Annotated in this window: 18 protein-coding genes; 8 read left to right on the forward strand and 10 right to left on the reverse strand. The window is 71.2% G+C overall.

Annotated elements, in window-relative coordinates; all coding sequences use genetic code 11:
- Window positions 1-99: 99 nt before the first annotated feature.
- A complete protein-coding gene (locus ABT009_RS06715; RefSeq protein WP_351290264.1) occupies window positions 100-897 on the forward strand; it encodes a polysaccharide deacetylase family protein in 798 nt (265 codons plus the stop codon).
- Entirely contained in the window at window positions 890-4,933 is a 4,044-nt protein-coding gene (locus ABT009_RS06720) for a lipopolysaccharide biosynthesis protein (RefSeq protein ID WP_351290266.1), read from the forward strand. Before ABT009_RS06715 ends, ABT009_RS06720 begins: the two co-directional genes overlap by 8 nt.
- A 30-nt stretch (window positions 4,934-4,963) precedes the next feature.
- Here ABT009_RS06720 and ABT009_RS06725 read toward each other — a convergent pair whose 3' ends face one another.
- Window positions 4,964-6,385, reverse strand: coding sequence for a GH39 family glycosyl hydrolase (locus tag ABT009_RS06725; RefSeq protein WP_351290268.1), 1,422 nt, complete (start codon window positions 6,383-6,385; stop codon window positions 4,964-4,966).
- A 243-nt stretch (window positions 6,386-6,628) separates the two neighbouring features.
- Between ABT009_RS06725 and ABT009_RS06730 the strand changes: the two genes are divergently transcribed.
- Window positions 6,629-7,738, forward strand: coding sequence for a DUF5925 domain-containing protein (locus ABT009_RS06730; protein WP_351290270.1), 1,110 nt, complete (start codon window positions 6,629-6,631; stop codon window positions 7,736-7,738).
- 175 nt (window positions 7,739-7,913) lie between these two features.
- Here ABT009_RS06730 and ABT009_RS06735 read toward each other — a convergent pair whose 3' ends face one another.
- Window positions 7,914-8,294 carry a GntR family transcriptional regulator gene (locus ABT009_RS06735; RefSeq protein ID WP_351290272.1) on the reverse strand — a complete coding sequence of 127 codons (381 nt, stop codon included), beginning with the start codon at window positions 8,292-8,294 and terminating at the stop codon, window positions 7,914-7,916.
- A 70-nt stretch (window positions 8,295-8,364) separates the two neighbouring features.
- Between ABT009_RS06735 and ABT009_RS06740 the strand changes: the two genes are divergently transcribed.
- Complete coding sequence (locus ABT009_RS06740; protein WP_351290274.1) at window positions 8,365-9,285, forward strand: GNAT family N-acetyltransferase; 921 nt, start codon at window positions 8,365-8,367, stop codon at window positions 9,283-9,285.
- Window positions 9,266-9,823 carry a ribonuclease FAU-1 family protein gene (locus ABT009_RS06745; protein WP_351290276.1) on the forward strand — a complete coding sequence of 186 codons (558 nt, stop codon included), beginning with the start codon at window positions 9,266-9,268 and terminating at the stop codon, window positions 9,821-9,823. The genes ABT009_RS06740 and ABT009_RS06745 overlap by 20 nt, the downstream gene beginning before the upstream one ends.
- 92 nt (window positions 9,824-9,915) lie before the next feature.
- Here ABT009_RS06745 and ABT009_RS06750 read toward each other — a convergent pair whose 3' ends face one another.
- On the reverse strand, window positions 9,916-11,058 hold the full coding sequence (locus ABT009_RS06750; RefSeq protein WP_351290278.1) for a methyltransferase domain-containing protein: 1,143 nt from the start codon (window positions 11,056-11,058) through the stop codon (window positions 9,916-9,918).
- 113 nt (window positions 11,059-11,171) lie between these two features.
- Here ABT009_RS06750 and ABT009_RS06755 point away from each other — a divergent pair, with 113 nt between their 5' ends.
- A complete protein-coding gene (locus ABT009_RS06755) occupies window positions 11,172-11,312 on the forward strand; it encodes a hypothetical protein (RefSeq protein ID WP_181660909.1) in 141 nt (46 codons plus the stop codon).
- Between the two features lie 51 nt (window positions 11,313-11,363).
- On the opposite strand, the gene ABT009_RS06760 is transcribed toward ABT009_RS06755, so the two are convergent.
- The 5 genes from ABT009_RS06760 to ABT009_RS06780 form a co-directional block, all read right to left on the reverse strand.
- Window positions 11,364-12,230, reverse strand: a complete 867-nt coding sequence (locus ABT009_RS06760) for an RNA polymerase sigma factor (RefSeq protein WP_351290281.1) — start codon at window positions 12,228-12,230, stop codon at window positions 11,364-11,366.
- Window positions 12,227-13,099 (reverse strand): haloalkane dehalogenase, encoded by an 873-nt coding sequence (locus ABT009_RS06765; protein WP_351290283.1) that lies wholly within the window; start codon window positions 13,097-13,099, stop codon window positions 12,227-12,229. The genes ABT009_RS06760 and ABT009_RS06765 overlap by 4 nt, the downstream gene beginning before the upstream one ends.
- A gap of 130 nt (window positions 13,100-13,229) precedes the next feature.
- The gene (locus ABT009_RS06770; protein ID WP_351290285.1) at window positions 13,230-14,726 is read right to left on the reverse strand and encodes a tripartite tricarboxylate transporter permease; all 1,497 of its coding nucleotides are present in this window, start codon (window positions 14,724-14,726) and stop codon (window positions 13,230-13,232) included.
- Between the two features lies 1 nt (window position 14,727).
- The gene (locus ABT009_RS06775) at window positions 14,728-15,267 is read right to left on the reverse strand and encodes a tripartite tricarboxylate transporter TctB family protein (RefSeq protein ID WP_351290287.1); all 540 of its coding nucleotides are present in this window, start codon (window positions 15,265-15,267) and stop codon (window positions 14,728-14,730) included.
- The gene (locus ABT009_RS06780) at window positions 15,264-16,247 is read right to left on the reverse strand and encodes a Bug family tripartite tricarboxylate transporter substrate binding protein (protein WP_351290288.1); all 984 of its coding nucleotides are present in this window, start codon (window positions 16,245-16,247) and stop codon (window positions 15,264-15,266) included. Before ABT009_RS06780 ends, ABT009_RS06775 begins: the two co-directional genes overlap by 4 nt.
- Window positions 16,248-16,400: 153 nt before the next feature.
- On the opposite strand from ABT009_RS06780, the gene ABT009_RS06785 reads away from it, so the two are divergent.
- On the forward strand, window positions 16,401-17,087 hold the full coding sequence (locus ABT009_RS06785; protein WP_351290290.1) for a response regulator: 687 nt from the start codon (window positions 16,401-16,403) through the stop codon (window positions 17,085-17,087).
- A 118-nt stretch (window positions 17,088-17,205) separates the two neighbouring features.
- On the opposite strand, the gene ABT009_RS06790 is transcribed toward ABT009_RS06785, so the two are convergent.
- Together ABT009_RS06790 and ABT009_RS06795 are read right to left on the reverse strand one after the other, a co-directional pair.
- Entirely contained in the window at window positions 17,206-18,081 is an 876-nt protein-coding gene (locus ABT009_RS06790) for an esterase/lipase family protein (RefSeq protein WP_351290292.1), read from the reverse strand.
- Between the two features lie 188 nt (window positions 18,082-18,269).
- The gene (locus ABT009_RS06795; protein ID WP_351290294.1) at window positions 18,270-18,716 is read right to left on the reverse strand and encodes a MarR family winged helix-turn-helix transcriptional regulator; all 447 of its coding nucleotides are present in this window, start codon (window positions 18,714-18,716) and stop codon (window positions 18,270-18,272) included.
- A gap of 81 nt (window positions 18,717-18,797) precedes the next feature.
- Between ABT009_RS06795 and ABT009_RS06800 the strand changes: the two genes are divergently transcribed.
- Window positions 18,798-19,172: a cupin domain-containing protein gene (locus tag ABT009_RS06800; protein WP_351290296.1), complete on the forward strand. Its 375-nt coding sequence runs from the start codon at window positions 18,798-18,800 to the stop codon at window positions 19,170-19,172.
- Window positions 19,173-19,213 lie beyond the last annotated feature (41 nt).

The following is a 19,213-nucleotide window of genomic DNA, read 5'->3' on the forward strand; positions in this document are numbered from 1 at the left end:
CGGGGGCGCACTGGTGGCGCACCACGCCGTACGGCATACGGCTGCGGTCGCGCTGAACGCGCACGGCCCAGGACCGCACAAGCACGGAGGGGGTCCTGCATGAACACCCCCGTGCCCATCCTCATGTACCACTCCGTCGCGCACGCGCCCAACGACGCCACCAGGGCGCTGTCCGTGGCGCCCCAGGCGTTCGCCGAGCAGATGGCGCTGATCGGGGACGGCGGGTTCACGCCGCTCACCACGGCGCAACTGGCGGACGTCTGGCGGTCCGGGCAGCCGCTGCCCGAGCGCCCGGTGCTGATCACCTTCGACGACGGCTACGAGGGCGTGCACCGGCATGCGCTGCCCGTGCTCGCCGAGCACGGCTTCGCGGCCACCGTGTTCGTCTCGACGGGCTGGCTGCGCGGGGCGCACGACACCGGGGGCGCTCTGGACACCATGCTCGACTGGGACCAGGTGCGCGAACTGGCCGACGGCGGCGTGGAGATCGGCGGCCACAGCCACACGCATCCGCAGCTGGACCAGATCCCGGACGACGCGCTCCGGTCGGAGCTGCTGCGCTGCAAGGAGATCGTGGCCGAGGAGCTCGGCACCCGGCCCGCCTCGTTCGCGTATCCGTACGGCTACTCGAGCCGCCGCGTGCGCCGGGCCGTGCGCGAGGCGGGGTTCGCGCAGTCCCTCGCGGTCGGCAACGCCCTGGCGCGGCGCCGCCAGGGACCGTACGCACTGCAGCGCGTGACAGTGCGCCGCAGCACCGGAATCGACGAGTTCGCGCGGCTGGTCGAAGGCCGCTCCATCGCCCGTACGTTCGCCAGGGACCGCGCCCTCACCAAGGGGTACGCCGTGGTCCGAAGAGCCCGACAGGCCAGCCGGAAGGCAGCACGTACCCGTGTCTGACACGACGACCACAGCGCAGGTCGACACCTCCGCGACTCCCCCGGCCAAGGCGCAGCCGACGGCCGGCCGCAGGCTGCGCCTGCCCGGACGGGGCAAGGGCTCCGGCGGCAACCCGCTGTTCCGCAACGCCTATGCGCTGATGCTCAACACCGGTATCAGCGCGGTCCTCGGCCTCGGCTTCTGGCTGGCCGCCGCGCGGTACTACACGGAGGACGCGGTCGGCCAGGGCTCCGCGGCGATCGCCGCGATGAAGCTGCTGGCCGGGCTCACCGCGGTGACGCTCACGGGGGCGCTGGCCCGTTTCATCCCGGTGGCGGGCCGCGCCACCGGGCGTCTCATCTTCCGTACGTACGCGGGCAGTTCGGTGGTCGTGGCGCTCGCCGCAGTCGTCTTCCTGCTGACCCTCGACGTGTGGGGGCCCTCGTACCGCTTTCTGCACGGCACCGTCAACGGCCTGGGGTTCATCGCGGCCGTCGTCGCCTGGTCGCTGCTGACCCTGCAGGACGGGGTGCTGACCGGGCTGCGCAGCGCGCTGTGGGTGCCCGTCGGGAACACGGTGTTCTCCGCGGTGAAGCTCGGGCTGCTGGTCGCGTTCGCCGTGGCCATCCCGACCACCGGCGTCTTCGTGTCGTGGGTGGCCGCGATCGCCGCGTCCGTGGTGCCGCTCGGCTGGCTGGTGTTCCGCCGTCTCGTGCCGCGGCATGTGAAGGCGACCGAGGACCACGCCCAGCCGCCGAAGCTGCGCGAGCTGGGCCGTTTCCTCGCCGGCGACTACACGGGCTCGCTGTTCTCGCTCGCCGTGGTCTACCTGGTCCCGGTGATCGTCGCCTCGCAGGTCAGCTCCACCGACAACGCGTACTTCTACATCACCACCACCATCGGCGGCACCGTCAATCTGCTCGCCATCAACATGGGCGCGTCCCTGACCGTCGAGGGCTCGCACGACCCGGCGCAGCTGGCGGCCAACACCCGCGCGGCGCTGCGCCGCATGGCGCGGATCATGCTGCCGGTGGCCGGGGTGCTGTTCGTCGCCGCGCCGTTCGTCCTGCGGGTGTTCGGCGAGGGGTACGCGGACGCGGCGACCCCGCTGCTGCGCTGGTTCGCGGTCGGTGCGGTGCTGCGCGTCGTCATGGAGACGTACTTCGCGGTGCTCCGCGCCCAGAGCCGTACCTCCGGACTCGCCTATCTGCAGGGCCTGCTGTGCATCCTGGTGCTGGGCCTGACGCTGCTGCTGCTCCCGCGGATGGGCCTGACCGGTGCGGGTGTCGCGGAGATCTCCAGCCTTGCGGTGATCGTGGCGATCGCCGCGCCCAAGCTGTACCGGATCGTCAGGACCGCACCGGCCGAGCAGCCCGCCGGCGCGTCGGCGGCGCCGGACGGTGATCTGGCCGATCTGGGCACGCCCGACGTGGCGGAGCTGCCGCGCGACGAGAAGAGGCTTCACGGGCCGGCCTTGGCGCTGCGCGACTCCCTCGAATCGGACACCCTGGCGCTCGGCGTCCAGCTCAACCTGGACCACCAGGAGCGCAGACCGGACGTACGGCCGGGGCCGACGTGGGCCCTGAGACCGCCGCTGGCACTGCCCGGTCCTCGGACGGAGGCGCATGCGCAGGCCGCTCTCGGACACAAGCCGGGCGGCGGTGAGGAGAAGGTGCCACCGGCGCCGGAGGGCACCGATTCCGCGGAGAAGGCGCCTGCAGCGGAGAGCTCGGAGGGCTGTCCGACGGCGAGTTCGGAGAGCTCGCGTACGGAGGTGTCGCGGGCCACGGAGGTTTCGGACACACCGCCGTCCCGGACGGACTCCGGGGCCGGTCGCACGCACGACGAGCCGCGGGCACAGGAATCGCGCAAGGAGCCGTCGACGGAGCCGGCTGCGGAACAGCCGGCGCGGAACGGGCAGCCGGAACGGGATGGCCGGGACGCCCGGAACGGCAAGAAGGCCGCGAGTTGGCGCAACGCCCGGTCGGCCTCACCGCAAGGGACCGACGTGCAAGAGGCCACCCCGCAACCCGCACGGCACGCACGCGTGACGCCCGGTGTCGTCATCCTGGCCATGCTGCTGGTCAGCGCGCTCGGGCTGTACTGGGTGCCCGCGTCGGCCCTGGACGACCGGGACCTCGACCGCATGGGCGGGCTCGGGCTGATCTCCGTACTGCCCCAGACCACGCTCCTTGGCGCCGCGCTGCTGGTCGTCGTCTTCGCCTCGCTGCTCTGGGCGAATCGGCAGCACCGGGTGCTGCTGCTGGTCACGCTCCTCGCCACCGTGGTGTCGCTGCACGCGCTGCCCGCGGTCATCGAGACCGAGCCGCGCTTCGCGACGGCCTGGCAGCACCTCGGCTTCATGGACTACATCGACAGGACGGGCTCCGCCGTGCCCGACCTGGACGCGCGCTGGAGCTGGCCCGGCTTCTTCGCCGCGGCCACCTTCGTCGCCCAGGCGTGCGGCGTCACGGACATGACCGAGGTCATCCGCTGGTGGCCGCTCACCATGCAACTGCTCTACCTCGCACCGATGTTCCTGCTCATGCGGTCGATGCGGGCGGGCTGGCGCGCCAAGTGGGCCGGCGCCTGGATCTTCGTGCTGAGCGGCTGGGTCGGCCAGGACTACTTCTCCCCGCAAGGCTTCACCTACCTGCTCTACCTGGTCTTCGTCGCCGTACTGCTGGTGTGGTTCCGCGCCCCGCGCGTGCTGTGGACCAAGCGGCGGCCGGGCGAGCTGGAGGTCGAGCCGACCGACCGCCGTCAGCGTGCCGTGCTGCTGCTCGTCCTGATCGGCCTGTTCGCGGCGACCGTCCCGGCCCACCAGCTCACGCCCTTCGTGATGCTGGGCGTCCTCGCGGTACTGGTACTGGTAGGCCGCAGCGAGCTGCGCGGGCTGCCGATGCTGTTCGCGGTGCTGGTCGCCGTATGGGTGGGCTTCTTCGCCGAGCCGTACTGGTCGGGGCACTTCGACGAGTTGTTCGGCGGGGTCGGCGGCGTCGGCAGCAATGTGTCCTCGTCCGTGTCCGGACGCATCCAGGGCGGCAGCTCGACCCACCAACTCGTGCTGTACGCGCGCGTGGCGCTCGCCGGCGGCGTGATGGCGATGGCCTGCTGGGGCTGGTGGCGCCGGCGCGACGCCAAGTACCGCGAGCGGTCGCTGCTCGTGCTCGCCTTCGTGCCGTTCCTCGGCTTCGGCATGCAGTCGTACGGCGGCGAGATGGCGCTGCGTGTCTTCATGTTCGCCCTGCCCGGCGCGGCGCTGCTCGCCGGTCTGGCGCTGTTCCCGCGCGCGGGCGTCACCGCGGAGGAACGGGACCGCGACCGCGTCAGCCTGGCGCCGCTGGCGTTCCTCATGGCGGGCCTGGTGCTGATGGGCGGCTTCCTGGTGGCACGCTGGGGCAACGAGCCGTTCGAACGCATCAGGACGGGCGAGGTCGCGGCCATGGAGTACGTGTACGCCCACGACGACCCGACGGTCCGCCTGCTGTGGCTGAGCAACGACACCCTCGAGAACGTCACGCCCGCCATGCCGTGGGGCGCCCGCGACATGGAGAAGGTGGAGTACGTTCCGACGCTCGCGCCGTCCGATCCGGTGCTGGTGTCAGGACTGGTGAAGTCTCTGAAGGACGCCGGCCCGAACTCGTATCTGATGGTCAACGAGAGCCAGGTCGTCTATCTCCAGATGGACGTGGGCTATTCGAACACCTGGGAGACGCGGCTCATCCGGAACCTGGACCAGCGGCCGGAGCTGAAGAAGGTCTTCGCCAACGACGACGCGACCATCTACACGCTGAGCCGGCAGCCGGACGGCAAGCCGGCGAAGGCAGATCCGGGCCCGATCGGTCCGCAGGTGACCTGGACGCCGTGGTCGGTGGTCGGTGCGCTGGCGGCGGTGGCACTGATCCTGCTGCTGGCGGCGCGCGAGGTGGTACGGGTCGCGGTGGCCCCGAGCGTGCGGCAGCTGCGCTGGCTGCAGAGCAGCTTCTGGTTCTCGCTGCCGCTGCTGGCGGTGCTGGTGGCCTCGCTGGTGCAGCGGTTCATGACGATGGCGTAGGGCGCCTACGACGCAGACGGGTGAAGTGGCTCAGCGCCTGAGCCACTTCACCTCGTAGGCCCCCATGTCGAACCGCTTGCCGTCGACCTTCACGCTGATCTGCCGGTCCTGGGTGTTCACCACGAGGACCGCCTTGTCGTCGGCGAGCACCCGCACATTGGGTACGTCGTCGGCGGCGACGGACACCTTTTCGTACGTCGTGCCGGGTGGGAACTCCTTGGCGAACCGGGAGAGCAGGCCGAGCATCGGCAGGGCGGTGCCGCCGTCGGACAGTTGGGTGGAGCGCCACAGGCAGCCGGGGCAGGTGGCACTCTTCTTCTGCGGGTTCCAGTAGAAGGCTGAGGTGGCGCCGCCGCGGGCCATCGCGATCAGGCCGGAGGCGTGGACGGCGACCCGGTGCGGCTCGGACCAGCCGTCTCGCTCGTCATCGTCGTCTCCCGGCTCGACGTAGTACTCGGCCCACCACAGGGGCAGGTCGCCGGTCTGCTGCCGCACCCAGCGGCTGACGGCGGTCAGCTTGTCCGTGGCCTTGAACTCGTCCGGGACCAGCTCGTCGTCGACCGTGTAGCTGGAGCCGTCGACGACGACGAAGTCGGCACCCACCTTGTTCTTGTTCCAGTAGTCGAAGGCGTCGAGGGCGCGCTGGTCCGCGGCGCCCCAGTCGCCCTTGAGCGCGGTCGACGCGTACTCCTTCTGGCGGGGGTCGACGCTGTCCATGACGAGGTAGGGGCCGCCGACGAGGATGTCCTTGTCGACCTTCTTGAGCTCCTTGTAGACGAGGTTGTAGAGCTCGGTGTACCCCTCGTAGTCCCAGCGGCCCTGGGAGTTGTTCCAGAAGCCCTTGAACTCGTTCCAGACGATGAAGTGCCGTACGTCCGGGTAGCGCTTGGCGACGGTCGCGGCGAGCTTCGCGAAGTCCTTGTAGTGGGCGCGGTCGGGTGCCGTCTCGAGGGCCTGCTTGCTCCAGTCCGTGTTGCCTGCGCCGGGCTTGCCGCCCTTCATCCAGTCGGGGGCGCAGCAGAGGGTGACGACCGGGGTTCCGCCCGTGGCGCGGATGAAGTCCAGCCGCTCGTCCATCTCGTCGAAGTCGTAACGCCCCTTGGTGGGCTCTGGGTTGCCCGCGCCCCAGCCCATGAGGTGCTGGATCTGCGGCATCGGCTGCCGGGAGAGCAGCTTCTCGGCGCGTTCGACCGCCGCCGGGTCGCCGTGGTCGGCGCTGTACTGGGTGTGGGTGAAGCCCCAGCCCACCTCCGGCTCCGCCCTGCCGGACGGGACGGCGGGGGTGCCGTGCACCTTGTCGCCGTCGGGGGTGGTTCCGATGGTGCTGCCGCGGCTCTCGCCGGGCAGCGTGCTGATCAGAGTCAGCACCAGGGCCAGAGCGGCCGCACCGACGCCGAGCAGTGCGGTGAGCCGCCACCGCCGTGCCCCCGAATTCCACCCATGACGTCCCATCAGGGGCAAGAGTAATGGCGTGAGTCGGCGGTGGCACCGATTCCGGCGCCACAGGTCGGTAACGGGGCGCGTGGGACTCGTTACGGAGGGGACGCGCGGCCCCCGGTGGATCAGGCGCCCGTCCCGTGGCGTACCGGACGCGCGGCTCGCCGCTCACCGGACTCGCCGCCCGCCGCTCACCGGAGGTGCGGCTCGCTGCGGAAACCGGGTGCACGTGGCGCCGGGGTGGCGGATCATGTCGGCATGTCTGCGAACCCACACGACGCTCTGCCGATCCGGCTCAACGTCGACGACAGCGACTCGCCGTCGGACGTCGTCGACGCGCTGTTCCTCGGCCGCTTCGCGACGGGCGAGCAGCCTTTCTCGCACAGCCTGAACATCGACCGGGTGCGGTCGGGCGCCACGCTGCTGCCGGCGGGCGCCACGGTGCTGCGCGGCGCCCGCGACGACGACCGCAGCGCGACGCTCGCCGAGGGCGACGGCTGGACGCTGCTGATCTCGCGGTGGAACCGCGGCGCGGACGTCACCGTGACGGCGACCAGCGCGGACTTGGCGGAGAAGATCCTCAAGCAGGCCACGGACGGCGCGCAGGACGAGCCGGAACCGCAGCCGGACAACGTCACGATGGGCTTCTGGTACGTGTCGCCGCGGCGCGGCCCGCACCGTACGACCCGGCAGATCACGGCCGGTACGTGGGAGGAGGTGCGGCCCAACTACACCGCACCGGTCGCCGACGCCATGGACCGGCTGATGAAGACCACGCCGGAGGACATCGCGGGCCGGCTGCTCCTGCTGCACGGCCCGCCGGGCACCGGCAAGACGTCGGCACTGCGCACGCTGGCGCGCTCGTGGCGCGACTGGTGCCAGGTGGACTGCGTCCTGGACCCCGAGCGGCTGTTCTCCGATGTCGGTTATCTGATGGACATCGCCATCGGCGAGGACGACGGCACGGCGAAGGGCCGCTGGCGGCTGCTCCTGCTGGAGGACTGCGACGAACTGATCCGCGGCGAGGCCAAGCACACGGCGGGTCAGGCGCTGTCGCGCCTGCTCAACCTCACGGACGGGCTGCTCGGCCAGGGCCGCAACGTTCTCGTCGGCGTCACCACCAACGAGGACTTGGAGCGGCTCCACCCGGCGGTCGTCCGCCCCGGCCGCTGCCTGGCCCGCATCGAGGTCGGGCCCCTGACCCGCCCCGAGGCGGTCAACTGGCTCGGCCAGGACGCCCCCGACCTCGAATCGAGCGTCGGCCGCGACGGCGCGACGCTCGCCGAGCTCTACGCACTGCGGCGTGGCACGACACCGGCGTCGGTCCCGGACCAGCGTGCTGGTGCGGATGCGGGGCTTTACCTGTAGCGCAGGGGCACCCGTCAAACGCCGGACGGGCTGAAATTTCAGCCCGTCTGGGGGCACCTCCCGGACGAAGTCTGGGGGAGTTTGAGGACGAGCCCGAAGGGCGATTTCGGGTTCCAGGGGCGGACACCTGGTTACGGGAAGGGGCGGGGTGGGGGAAAAACCCTCGGGGCGAGGGTCACCCCGAACCGCCGTAAGCCGCGCGCAGCGCATCCCGTACCGCGTCCAGTGCCGCGGCCTCCGTGAGGCCGAGGCGCTGGACGCGCTCGGCGTACGCCTGCGCGGCCGCGGCGGCGCCCTTCGACGCGGCGTCCCCGGCGGCGGCGACGAACGTCCCGTGGCGGCCGCGGGTCTCGATCACCCCGTCCGACTCCAGTGCGCGGTACGCCTTGGCCACCGTGTTCGCGGCGAGCCCCAGGTCCTCCGCGAGCCCTCGTACCGTCGGCAGCTTGTAGCCCACCGGCAGTACGCCCGAGCGGGCCTGCTCGGAGATCTGCGCGCGCAGTTGCTCGTAGGGCGCGGTGGCGGCGCCCTGGTCGATGTCGATCTTCAAGGTCACATGCCGATTGTCCCGCACCGGGCGGTAATTCGGAGGCGAGGACGACGCCTCACGCGTACCGTGCGGCCCCATGACTGTGATCGTCCGTACCTTCCGCACCGAAGACGCCGAAGGCTTCGCCCGGGTGCGGCGCGCCGCCCTCCCGTTCATGCTCTCCACCGCCGAGTCCGTCCGCTTCGATGTGGCGCACGCCCACCCGGACGCCCACTACCGGCCGCTGGTCGCCGAGGAGGACGGCGAGATCATCGGTACGGCGCAGCTGGGCGTCGCCCATGACAGCCCCGAGCCCGGCCAGGGGTACGCCAACGTGTACGTACAGCCGGAGCGGCTCCGCCGCGGCGCGGGTTCGCTGATCGTGCGTGCGGCGGAGGAGTTCCTGGCCGGGCACGGCGTCACGACGCTCTACAGCTGGGCCCTGGACGCGCCCGGCAACCGCGCCTTCGCCGAGAAGCACGGCTACCGCGCGAGCCGGTCGGCTCACTTCCTCCGCCTGGACCTGGCGGGAGGCACCCTGCCGCCGCTACAGCGGCCGCCGGCGGGCGTCGAGCTTCGCACCGCCGCCGACTTCGCGGACGACCCGCACCCCCTGTTCCACCTGGACGCGGAGACCGTGCAGGACGAGCCCGGGGACATCGACACGGAGTTCACGGACTACGAGCAGTGGCTGTCCGAGACATGGGGCCATCCGCTGCTTGACCGCGAACTGACCACGGTGGCCGTGGTGGACGGCCGCCCCGTGGCGTTCAGCATGGCCCGTACGGACGGCGCGTCTCGGTACGCGACGGGCATGACCGGAACAGCGCGTGCGTACCGCGGCCGGGGCCTGGCCAAGCTCGCCAAGAACGACTCCCTCCACCGTGCCCGCGCCGCCGGCTACACGGAGGCCTTCACCGGAAACGACACCGAGAACGGCCCCATGCTGGCGATCAACAAGTGGTTCGGCTACGAGATCTGCGCGACGGAGGTCCGGTATGTCCGCGAACTCGGCTGACGACGCCCGCCGCCTCCGGTCTGCGAGTCCGTCGGACGCCGCAGGCCGCATCGAGGTGGTTCTGGTCAAGTCCGGCCGCACCAAGATCCGTTACCCTGCCCGGCTGCTCCACGACGACGGCACCCGCATCACCGTCCAGGCCCCCTGGGCGGGCGGGACCGTCCGCGACTTCGGCTTCGTACGCTTCGAGCCGGGTGACGTCTTCACCGAGCACTACTGGCGCGACCGGTGGTACTCGGTGAAGGAGGTCCGGGCCGCGGACGGCACCCTCAAGGGCTGGTACTGCGACGTGACCCGCCCCGCCGTCCTGTCGGGCGGCGAGCTGGTCGTCGAGGACCTGGACCTCGACCTGTGGGTGTCCGGCGACGGGACGGAGGTGCTGCGGCTGGACGAGGACGAGTTCGCCGCGAGCGGCCTGGCCGAGTCCGACCCGACCGCCGCGAACGCCGCCCGCGAGGCCCTGGACGAGCTCGAGCGCCTGGCCCGCGCGGCCGGTTCCGACGACCGCGCGAGCCTCGCCGACGTGGTCGGCCCCTGACCGGCGGCCTGCGCACGGTCCAGCCTGGTCAGCCCCTGAGCGGCCACCGGCCCGCACACCATCCGGCCAGCCACCGCCCCGTGCCGGCCTGCTCAGGCCTCCCTCAGCACCCGCACCCGGCTCACCCCTCCCGCGTCGTACGCGATGGCGTCACCGTCCTCGTGCCAGTGCAGGACGAAGCGCTGCCCGGCCCGGTACGCCTCGAGGCCCGCACGGCAGTACGCCACCATGTCATCGGGGAGCGCGGACAGCGGGTGCCAGCCGATCCCGGAGCACTTGTCCGGCTCGCTGTTCACCGGCTCGCCGCCCGCCCCGTACTCGGCCTCGAAGAACCAGCCGATGCGCGGCTGTCCGCCCGGCCCGCGATGCTGCATGACGAGCGCGACGCGCAGGTCGTCGGGCGCGAGGTCGAGGCCGACCTCCTCAGCGGCCTCGCGGATCATGGCGGCGCGGACGTCCTCGCCGTCCTCGACGTGCCCGGACGGTCCGTTCAGCAGGCCGTCCCCGTATCCCGTGCCGGCGCGGCGGGCGAGCAGTACCTCGTCGCCGCGGCGGAGGATCAGATGGACGTCGACGACCTCGGTGTGGCGGGCCGTCGGCCGGGGATCCGGGAACGTGGCCACCACCGCGTACCGCTCGTCGTGCACCGCTCGGCCCCACAGGCGGGCGTCTCCCGACAGCCGCTCGGTGTGGATACGGGCGGCGAGCGGCGCGAGCATCTCCACGAGGCGGTGGGCGGGGATACCGACCGGGGACGTCTCACCCCAGACGCCCTCGACCAGGACGAGCCGGCCCCCTGGCCGCAGCAGCCCGTACCAGTGGCGCAGGACCGCCTCCGGGTCGGGCAGCGACCACAGCACATGGCGGACCAGCACCACGTCGAACCTGCGGTCCCCCACCGGGGGCGCCGCCGCATCCCCGACCAGGATCTCCGCGTCGTGCCCCGCGAGCTTGGCGCGGGCGCGCTCGGCCATACGAGGCGACAGGTCGACCCCCGTGACCCGGTGCCCCTGCGCGGCGGCGAGCAGCGAGAGGCTGCCGGTGCCGCACCCGATGTCCAGGATGTGAGATCTCGCCGAGGGAAGCCATTCCTTCATCCGCCCCGCCCAGGCGTCCCGCACATCCGGGTCCCGCAGGCCGTGATCCGGCTCATCGTCGAAGGTGGCGGCCTCGGCGTCCCAGTCGACGGCGGTGCGCACGGTGCTCTCCTGCTCGGAGCTCAGGTCCGAATTCATGCCCCTCAGCGTGACAGCCGCCACTGACAATCCTGCCGCCGATGAGACACCCTCCCTCAACGGGTCTACCTCCGCACACCTCTGCGGAACCCGGTAGGCACAAGGAGGCAGCCATGCGCCGTGTGACCGTGCAGAAGCCCCTGGGAAAGACCACCGTCCGCCGCCGCGCGCGGGAAGAGGCCGAAGAACAGCAGCCCCGCGAGCGTCCCGAGGTCCGCAAGGACATCCAGCGGACCTGGTGGCCGGACGGCTGACCGGAACGAGCCCCGGCTCCCGGCGCCGGTCTCGACGTTGTTGACGGCCCCTCACTCCAGCAGCGGGAACCGCCCGGACTGCAGCAGTGCCAGTACCGCTTCGGTCCTGGCCTGCGGAGCGGCATAGTCCGGGTGTGCGCGCAGCACGGCGGCGGCGTCGTGCAGGCGGTGCATCTGTGCGGCGGCCTCCGCCACACCGCGTCCGCCCGGGCTGACGGGATGGGTGGCCAGCACCGGCCGCCGCGGGTCGACACGGCCGCTCGCGACCGCCGTCTCCACCCGACGCGCGCAGCGGCAGAACGCCTTCGGGTTGACGATGCCGCACGTCGACCCCATGAACGCGCGGATCCGCTGCCGGGCACGCTCGAGACGCTTGCGGTACGCGGCCGGGGTGACGTCCAGGATCCACGCGGCGTCCGGGGACGGCAGTTCGAAGACCTCACCGAGCACGAAGGCGACCCGCTCCTCGCGCTGCAGGCACTGCAGCAGCGCCTGCGAGCAGCTGAGACGTACCTCGTGGGCCAGCAGCTGGGCCTCGGGGCCCGCGTAGTCGGCCGCCGCGAGCCCGTCGGCCAGGTTCTCGCGGAACTCCTCCAGGCTGAGCTGCTTCACCTCCTGCGGGGTCCTGCGGCGCAGGTTGAGCAAGTAGTTGACGCCGATCCGGTACGCCCAGGTGAGGAGTCTCGCCTCGGCACGCCAGGTGGCGAGCCGGGTGATGACCCGGATCAGGATCTCCTGGGTCGCGTCCTCCGCGTCCGCCGGCCGCCACACCATGCGCAGGGCCAGCCGGTAGAGCGGGTCCTGGAGGAGGTGGACCACCTCCTCCAGGGCCGCCTTGTCGCCGTCGACCGCCCGCGCGACCAGTTCCTCTTCGGCGCTGATCGCTTCTTCGGTGCTGATCGATTCTTCGCTGCTCACCGCTGCATCGTCACCTCGTGTCGGCGCAGCCAGCGGGCGACTGCGGATCCGATGGCGTCCGGCTGGTCCTCCGGGGCGTGGTGCCCGCCCGGTCCCACCGACTCGACCTCGACACTCGCAAAGGTCTCCTTGACCCACGCGGCCGTCTCCGGCGACCCCATCCCCACGCCGGACTCGACGGTCATCACAAGCTTCGGCACCTCAGGAGTGTCCGCCATCCAGCGGCCGTAGGCCAGCATGCGCTCGTGCACGTCGGCCGGTTCGCCGTCGATGGGGATCTCGCGCGGCCACGCCAGGAGCGGCTTACGCGAGGCCGGGTCGGGATACGGCGCCCGGTAGACGTCATGGTCCTCGGCCGCGAGCCCGCTGGTCACCCCGAAGGGGAGGTTGAACTCGATGAACATGTTGTTCTCGAGGATCTTCACCTCTCCCTCCGGGGAGCGGAACGACCGGAACAACTCGGCGCCCTGCGGCGGGAACTCCTCCCAGCGCAACGGCCGCAGAAACGTCTCGATCACCGCCACACCCCGTACCCGCCCCGGATGCCGGGCGGCCCAGTCCATGCCCAGCGCCCCGCCCCAGTCATGACCGACGATCACGACCTCCTCCAGGCCGAGCGCGTCGAACCAGGCGTCCAGATACCGGACGTGGTCGGCGAAGCGGTAGCCGATGTCGGGCTTCCCCGACTCGCCCATCCCGATCAGGTCCGGTGCCAGGCAGCGGGCCTGGTCGGCCACGTGCGGGATCACGTTGCGCCACAGGTACGACGACGTGGGGTTCCCGTGCAGGAACACCACCGGTACATCCCCGGCGCCGGCCTCGACGTAGGCCATGAACGAATCGTTGACCTCGACACTCTTCTTGATCACTGTGTCCTCCCGATGTGAACCGCGTCTGCTTTCACTTGGTTGGACACAGCCGCCCCGGTCGCTGTGACATCCGCGCCGAGAAATTTTTTGCGCGGCACCGGATTCGCCGGGGGCCGGGTGTCATCGCCCGTCACGCAGCCACGGCACGACCCCGCCCCACCAGCTTCCTCACCACCGGCCAGGCGACGATGAGCACGACCACCGCGTACACCGTCACCGAGAAAGGCGTGTTGACCAGGCCCGTCACACTGCCGTCACTGATCTGCAGCGCGCGCCGCAGCTGCTGTTCGGCGTTGGGGCCGAGGATGACGCCGATGACGGCGGGCAGCACGGGGAGCCCGTAGCGCCGCATGCCGAAGCCGATCAGGCCGATGACCAGCAGGATCACCAGGTCCAGCGCCTCGCCGCCCACCGCGTAGGCGCCCACCGCGGCGAAGAACAGGATTCCCGCGTACAGATACGGCCTCGGGATGCGCAGCAGCTTCGCCCAGAGCGGGGCCAGCGGCAGGTTCAGGGCGAGCAGCAGCACCATGCCGACGAACAGCGATGCGATCAGGCCCCATACGAGCTCGGGTTCGCGTTCGAAGAGCAGCGGTCCGGGCTGGATGCCGTACTGCTGGAAGGCGGCGAGCATCACGGCGGCGACGGCGGTGGTGGGCAGGCCGAGGGTCAGCATGGATACGAGCGTTCCGGCCGCGGAGGCCGACGACGCCGACTCCGGTCCGGCGACGCCTTCGATCGCGCCCTTGCCCCACTCCTCCTTGTGCTTCGACAGCCGCTTCTCCGTCACGTACGACAGGAACGTCGGGATCTCCGCGCCGCCCGCCGGGATCGCGCCGAACGGGAAGCCGATGAGCGGGCCGCGCAGCCAGGACTTCCAGGTGCGCCGGACGTCGTCGCGGCCGAGCCAGGGGCGGCCGACCGGGATGGCTTCGCCGGGCGTGCGGCGCAGATGGGCGGCGACCCACAGGGCCTCGCCGATCGCGAAGAGGCCGACTGCGACGATCACCACGTCGATGCCGTCGGCGAGTTGGAGCGAGCCGAAGGTGAGGCGCTGCTGGCCGGTCATCTGGTCGAGGCCGACGAGGCCGAGGGTGAGGCCGATCAGCAGGGACGCCAGCCCGCGGATGCGGGACGAGCCGAGCACGGACGTCACCGCGATGAACGCAAGGACCATGATGGCGAAGTAGTCGGGCGCGCCGATGTCGACAGCGAGGTCGGCGACGGTCGGGGCGAGCGCGACGAGCAGGATCGTGCCGATCATGCCGCCCGCGAAGTGTCCGATGGCGGCGGCCGCGAGCGCCTGCGCGCCGCGCCCGGCCTTGGCCATCGGGTTGCCCTCCATCGCGGCGACGACGGCGGCGCTCTCGCCGGGCGTGTTGAGGAGGATGGAGGTGGTCGAGCCGCCGAACATCGCTCCGTAGTAGATGCCCGCGAACATGATGAACGCGCCGGTCGGGTCGAGGCCGTACGTCACCGGGAGCAGCAGTGCGACCGCCATGGCCGGGCCGATGCCGGGCAGTACGCCGATCGCCGTGCCGAGGAGCACGCCGATGGCGGCCCACAGCAGGTTCAGCGGGGTGAGGGCCGTGCCGAAGCCGTCGAGAAGGGAGTTGAGGGCGTCCATGTCACAGCACTCCCATCAGCGGGCCGCCGGGCAGCGGCACTCCGAGCAGGTTGTTGAAGACGACGTACGTGACGAGTGACAGTCCGGCGGCGATCAGCGGGTCGCGGTCGATACGCCGGCTGCCGAGCGCGAAGGCGGCGCCCCAGAAGAGCAGCGCACCCGCGACGGGGAAGCCGAGCGGCTCGATGAGGACGGCGGTGGCGAGGAAGACCCCGGCGAGGAGCAGGACCGTGCGCCAGTCGGCGGGCTCGGACAGGTCGATGTCCTCGCCGGCCTCGGCCTGTCCGCGGCCGCCGCGCAGCACGTCGACGGCGAGGAGGGCGGCGATGACGAGCAGGCCGGTGCCGACCACGACGGGTACGGTCTTCGGGCCGATGGGTCCGCGCTGGGCGATGTCGACGTCCATCGTCAGGGCGTCGGTGAGGACGAGTACGCCCAGTGCGAGCAGCAGGACGCACACGCCGAGTTCGGAGTGCTCGCGCAGCCAGGAGCGGCGCGCCCCCGCCTCCGTACGTTCCTGTGTCCCCGAGGTCGTCGTCACAGTCCCAGCTCCTTCAGCACGGAGACCACGCGCTTGTCCTGGGCGTCCAGGAAGGCGCCGAACTTGTCGCCGGTCAGGAAGGCGTCGTCCCAGCCGTTCTTCTTGAGGGAGTCCTCCCATTCGGGAGAGTCGTGCAGCTTGGTGATGAGGTTGGTGAGCTTGTCGCGTTCGGCGTCGGAGAGGCCGGGCGGAGCGACGATGCCGCGCCAGTTGGTGAACTCGACGTCGTATCCGGACTCCTTGAGCGTGGGCGCGTCCAGGCCCTCGACCCGTTCGGGCCCGGTGACGGCGAGCAGCCGCAGCTCCCCCGACCTGATCTGGTCGAGGTACTCGCCGACGCCCGAGACGCCGAAGGCGACCTTGTTTCCGAGGATCGAGGCGAGGAGTTCGCCACCGCCGTCGAAGGGCACGTAGTTGACCTTCTTCGGTTCGATCCCGGCCGCCCGCGCCATCAGCATCGGCGCCAGATGGTCCGGTCCGCCGGGCGAGGAGCCGCCGCCGACGGGCAGTTTGCCGGGGTTCTCCTTCCAGGCGTCGATCAGCTGGTCGATGGTCTTGTACGGGGAGTCCTTGGCGACCACGACGACGTCCTGCTCCTCGGTGAGCCGGGCGATCGGCGTGGTGTCGGCGAGCGTCTTCGGCGCGTGGTTGGAGCGCGCGGCTCCTACGACGCCGAGGCCCATGGACATGGCGAGTTTGCCGTTGCCGTGCTCGCCGACGAGCCGGGTGAGGCCGACTGTGCCGCCGGCGCCGGGCAGGTTGAAGACCTCGATGTTGTGGGTGAGCCCGGCGTCCTCGGCGTTCTTGGCGGCGGTGCGGGCCGTGATGTCGTAGCCGCCGCCGGGCGTGTTGGGGACCATGAAGCGCAGGCCGGGGATCTGTGTGCCGGTCTCGGCGCCGCTGCCGGTCGTGAGCAGCGGCGGTCCCGCGAGCACGAGCACCGCGGCCCCGAGCAGGGCGAGCGGAGTACGCAGCCGCATGTGCCACCACCTGTCGGTACGTCGGATCGGTACGGGAAGCCTTGCGGTGGGGTGTGAGGTGGCCCACATGTTGCCCGCGTGTTAACGAGCTGTCTCCCTTACGCAAGCAAGGAACGTTGTGGTCCTTGTGGTCGGCCCCATAGCCTGCGGTTGATGACGAAGGTGCTGGTGGTGGACGACGACTTCATGGTCGCAAAGCTGCACAGCCGGTATGTGTCCGCGACGGACGGGTTCACGGTCGTCGGCGTCGCGCACAGCGGCGTGGAGGCACTGCATGCCGTGCAGCGGCTGAGCCCTGACCTCGTACTCCTGGACGTCTATCTGCCCGACATGGACGGGATCGGCGTGCTGCGCGAGCTGCGCGCCGCCGAGGAGCGCGATCCGCAACGGGCGGCGGTGGACGTCCTGTTCATCACGGCGGCGCGGGATGCGGAGATCGTGCGGGCCGCGTTGCGCGCCGGGGCGCTGCACTATCTGATCAAGCCGTTCAACCAGGCGGCGCTGCAGGAGCAGTTGCGGCACGTGGCGGCGTTGCGGGCCCGCCTCGAGGGCCTCGACGAGGCGCGCCAGGAGGATGTCGACCAGATCTTCGGCGCCCGCCCGCCCGGCTCCCGCGAGCTGCCGAAGGGGCTCGCGGCGCACACCGCGGAGCTCGTCGAACGCACCCTGCGGGCCCACCCGGACGGCCTCTCCGCCTCGGAGTGCGCCCGCGCGGGCAGCCTGTCCCGGGTCAGCGCCCGCCGCTACCTCGAGTACTTCGCGGATACGGGCCGGGCGCAGGTGACGCTCAAGTACGGGAGGACGGGACGGCCCGAGCGGCGCTACCGGTGGGTGGGCTGAGGCCGTACACGCGCCGCGGGCACGGCCACCGACGGCCGGAGAGCCGCTGGCGTCCGTGCCCGCGGCAGCCTCCGCCCTGCGACGGCGTCAGCTGGGACGAACGGCCGTGCTCCACAGCCTAGTTGAGAGCTGAGGCGCAAGTGGTCGGGGTGGCGTGGGCGGGGTCGAGTGCGTTCGCCACCTCGTGGAAGGCGACGCGGTCCAGGAGCCCGATCGCGACATGCTCGGACAGATCGGCGGGACACAGGTCCTGCACCACCACGTTGCGTACGTCCGGCCCGTCCAGGAACTGCGAGCGGTACGGCGTCGCGACCTCGTCGTACTTGGTGGCGATGACGGTGTAGCGGACGCCGGGGACGGTGTCGCCGCCTTCGTTGAGCCTGGTCAGGAAGGGGGATCCGGCGATCTGGTCGGCGAGCCCGGGGGTGGCCGCGGAGAGCAGGTCCTCCGCGCCCGGGAAATACGGCAGGAGCTTGGTGAGGCCCGACAGGGTGGTGCCGTGGTTGTCGGGGGCGAGGCCGACGAGGGCGTTCACCTTGGCGGCACCGCCGAGGAACTTGAGGTAGTAGCGCGGCATCATTCCGCCCTGCGAGTGCCCGACGAGGTCGGCCTCGGCGGCACCCGTCGAGGCGAGCACGGTGTCGACGAAGGCGGCTAATTGACTCGCCGACTTGTCGATGGGGCCGAGGCCGTGGAAGAGCGGCACGCCGGGTAGCTGCCCGTAGTCGAGGGAGTAGACGCAGTAGCCGCGGCCCGCCAGATAGGGCGCGAGGGCGAGCCAGTTGTCGACAGAGTTCCCGAAGGTTCCGTGGACGAGGACGACGGGCCGCGGGTGCGCGGCGGACGGCTTGCAGGAGCAGTTGTTCCAGCCGCTGCTCGGGGCCTGGGCCTGTGCGGTGGCGGCCGGCGCGGCGAAGGTGAGGGCAGCGGCGAGCAGCAGCGCTGCGGACCGGGGTCTGAACGTACGTCTCCAGGGACGCTTCCAGGGCAGCATCGGGCGATCTCCTTGCGGCTCAAGGGAATTGCGGATGACAGTTCGCCCTGCGGCCCGGACCACAAGAAGGTGGCGCTCATAACAAATTACGGGCGAGTAACCCGGCGGTGAAGTGGTGCGACAGCAAAAACTGAGCCGCCGTCAAGGGCGCCTCGGAGGAGGGCCGTCACCCTGGTCCGACCTGCGCGTCACCAGACGGGTCTGATCGGCCCCCGTGGCGCGAGCCGCAGCAGATCGCCGCACAGAGCCCGGACTTTGCGTTCGCCGAGCGCCTCCACCCAGGGGCGTACCGCCTCCGCCGCGGCTTCCTCGGCGGCGCGGGTGCAGGACCAGCCCAGCTCCGTGAGTACGACCAGCCGGGCGCGCGCGTCACGGGGATGCGGCTCGCGCCGTGCGTACCCCTTCCGTACGAGCTCGTCCACGAGCTGGCTCGCCGCCTGCTTGGTGACCCCGAGGTGTTCGGCGACCTCGGTGACGGTCGCACCGCCCGGGGCGATCCGGGTGAAGGCGAAGCCGTGCGCCGGGCGCAGCCCTTCGAAGCCACGGGCGACGACGCCGTCGTGGATGCGCTGGGTGAGCTCGCCCGCGATGGCGAGGAGGGCGGTGGACAGGGCCAAGGCTTCGGAGTTCTGCACGGACGCATTGAAGCACCCTTGACGAACTGGTCAATTAGCTTGACCATATGGTCAATCTTCTTGACTACCTGGAGGTCTGCCATGCCCGTCATCCGTTCGTCCGAAGCCGTCGTCCATGAGATGCACGGCACCCGCTTCGTGTCCCATGCCTCGCCCGCGAGCGGCAGCAAAGAGCTGTGCGCCTGGCGGGGCGAGATCCCCGCGGGGACGGACGCCCCCGCGCACACCGTCACCCGGGAGGAGATCTTCCATCTGCTCAGCGGGGCGCTGCTCATCACGCTCGACGGGCACACCGAGCCGCTGGCCGCGGGTGACACCGCGATCATCAATCCCGGCGCGACCCTGCGCGTACGGAATCCGTCCGACGAGCCCGCCGTCGCGTGGGTCGCCACGTCCATCGGCCTGGAGGCGGAACTCGCCGACGGCACGCGCATCAGCCCTCCGTGGACGCGCTGACACGCCGCTCCCCGACGCGTCGAAAACGCGCCGGGGCGCCG

The organism is Streptomyces sp. NPDC002896 (assembly GCF_040295225.1).
Taxonomy (GTDB): domain Bacteria; phylum Actinomycetota; class Actinomycetes; order Streptomycetales; family Streptomycetaceae; genus Streptomyces.

Coding starts and splice junctions, on each gene's coding strand:
- ABT009_RS06715 (WP_351290264.1), top strand. CDS start 100: ATGAACACCCCCGTGCCCATCCTCATGTACCACTCCGTCGCGCACGCG.
- ABT009_RS06725 (WP_351290268.1), bottom strand. CDS start 6,385: ATGGGACGTCATGGGTGGAATTCGGGGGCACGGCGGTGGCGGCTCACC.
- ABT009_RS06730 (WP_351290270.1), top strand. CDS start 6,629: ATGTCTGCGAACCCACACGACGCTCTGCCGATCCGGCTCAACGTCGAC.
- ABT009_RS06740 (WP_351290274.1), top strand. CDS start 8,365: ATGACTGTGATCGTCCGTACCTTCCGCACCGAAGACGCCGAAGGCTTC.
- ABT009_RS06745 (WP_351290276.1), top strand. CDS start 9,266: ATGTCCGCGAACTCGGCTGACGACGCCCGCCGCCTCCGGTCTGCGAGT.
- ABT009_RS06750 (WP_351290278.1), bottom strand. CDS start 11,058: ATGAATTCGGACCTGAGCTCCGAGCAGGAGAGCACCGTGCGCACCGCC.
- ABT009_RS06755 (WP_181660909.1), top strand. CDS start 11,172: ATGCGCCGTGTGACCGTGCAGAAGCCCCTGGGAAAGACCACCGTCCGC.
- ABT009_RS06770 (WP_351290285.1), bottom strand. CDS start 14,726: ATGGACGCCCTCAACTCCCTTCTCGACGGCTTCGGCACGGCCCTCACC.
- ABT009_RS06780 (WP_351290288.1), bottom strand. CDS start 16,247: ATGCGGCTGCGTACTCCGCTCGCCCTGCTCGGGGCCGCGGTGCTCGTG.
- ABT009_RS06785 (WP_351290290.1), top strand. CDS start 16,401: ATGACGAAGGTGCTGGTGGTGGACGACGACTTCATGGTCGCAAAGCTG.
- ABT009_RS06790 (WP_351290292.1), bottom strand. CDS start 18,081: ATGCTGCCCTGGAAGCGTCCCTGGAGACGTACGTTCAGACCCCGGTCC.
- ABT009_RS06800 (WP_351290296.1), top strand. CDS start 18,798: ATGCCCGTCATCCGTTCGTCCGAAGCCGTCGTCCATGAGATGCACGGC.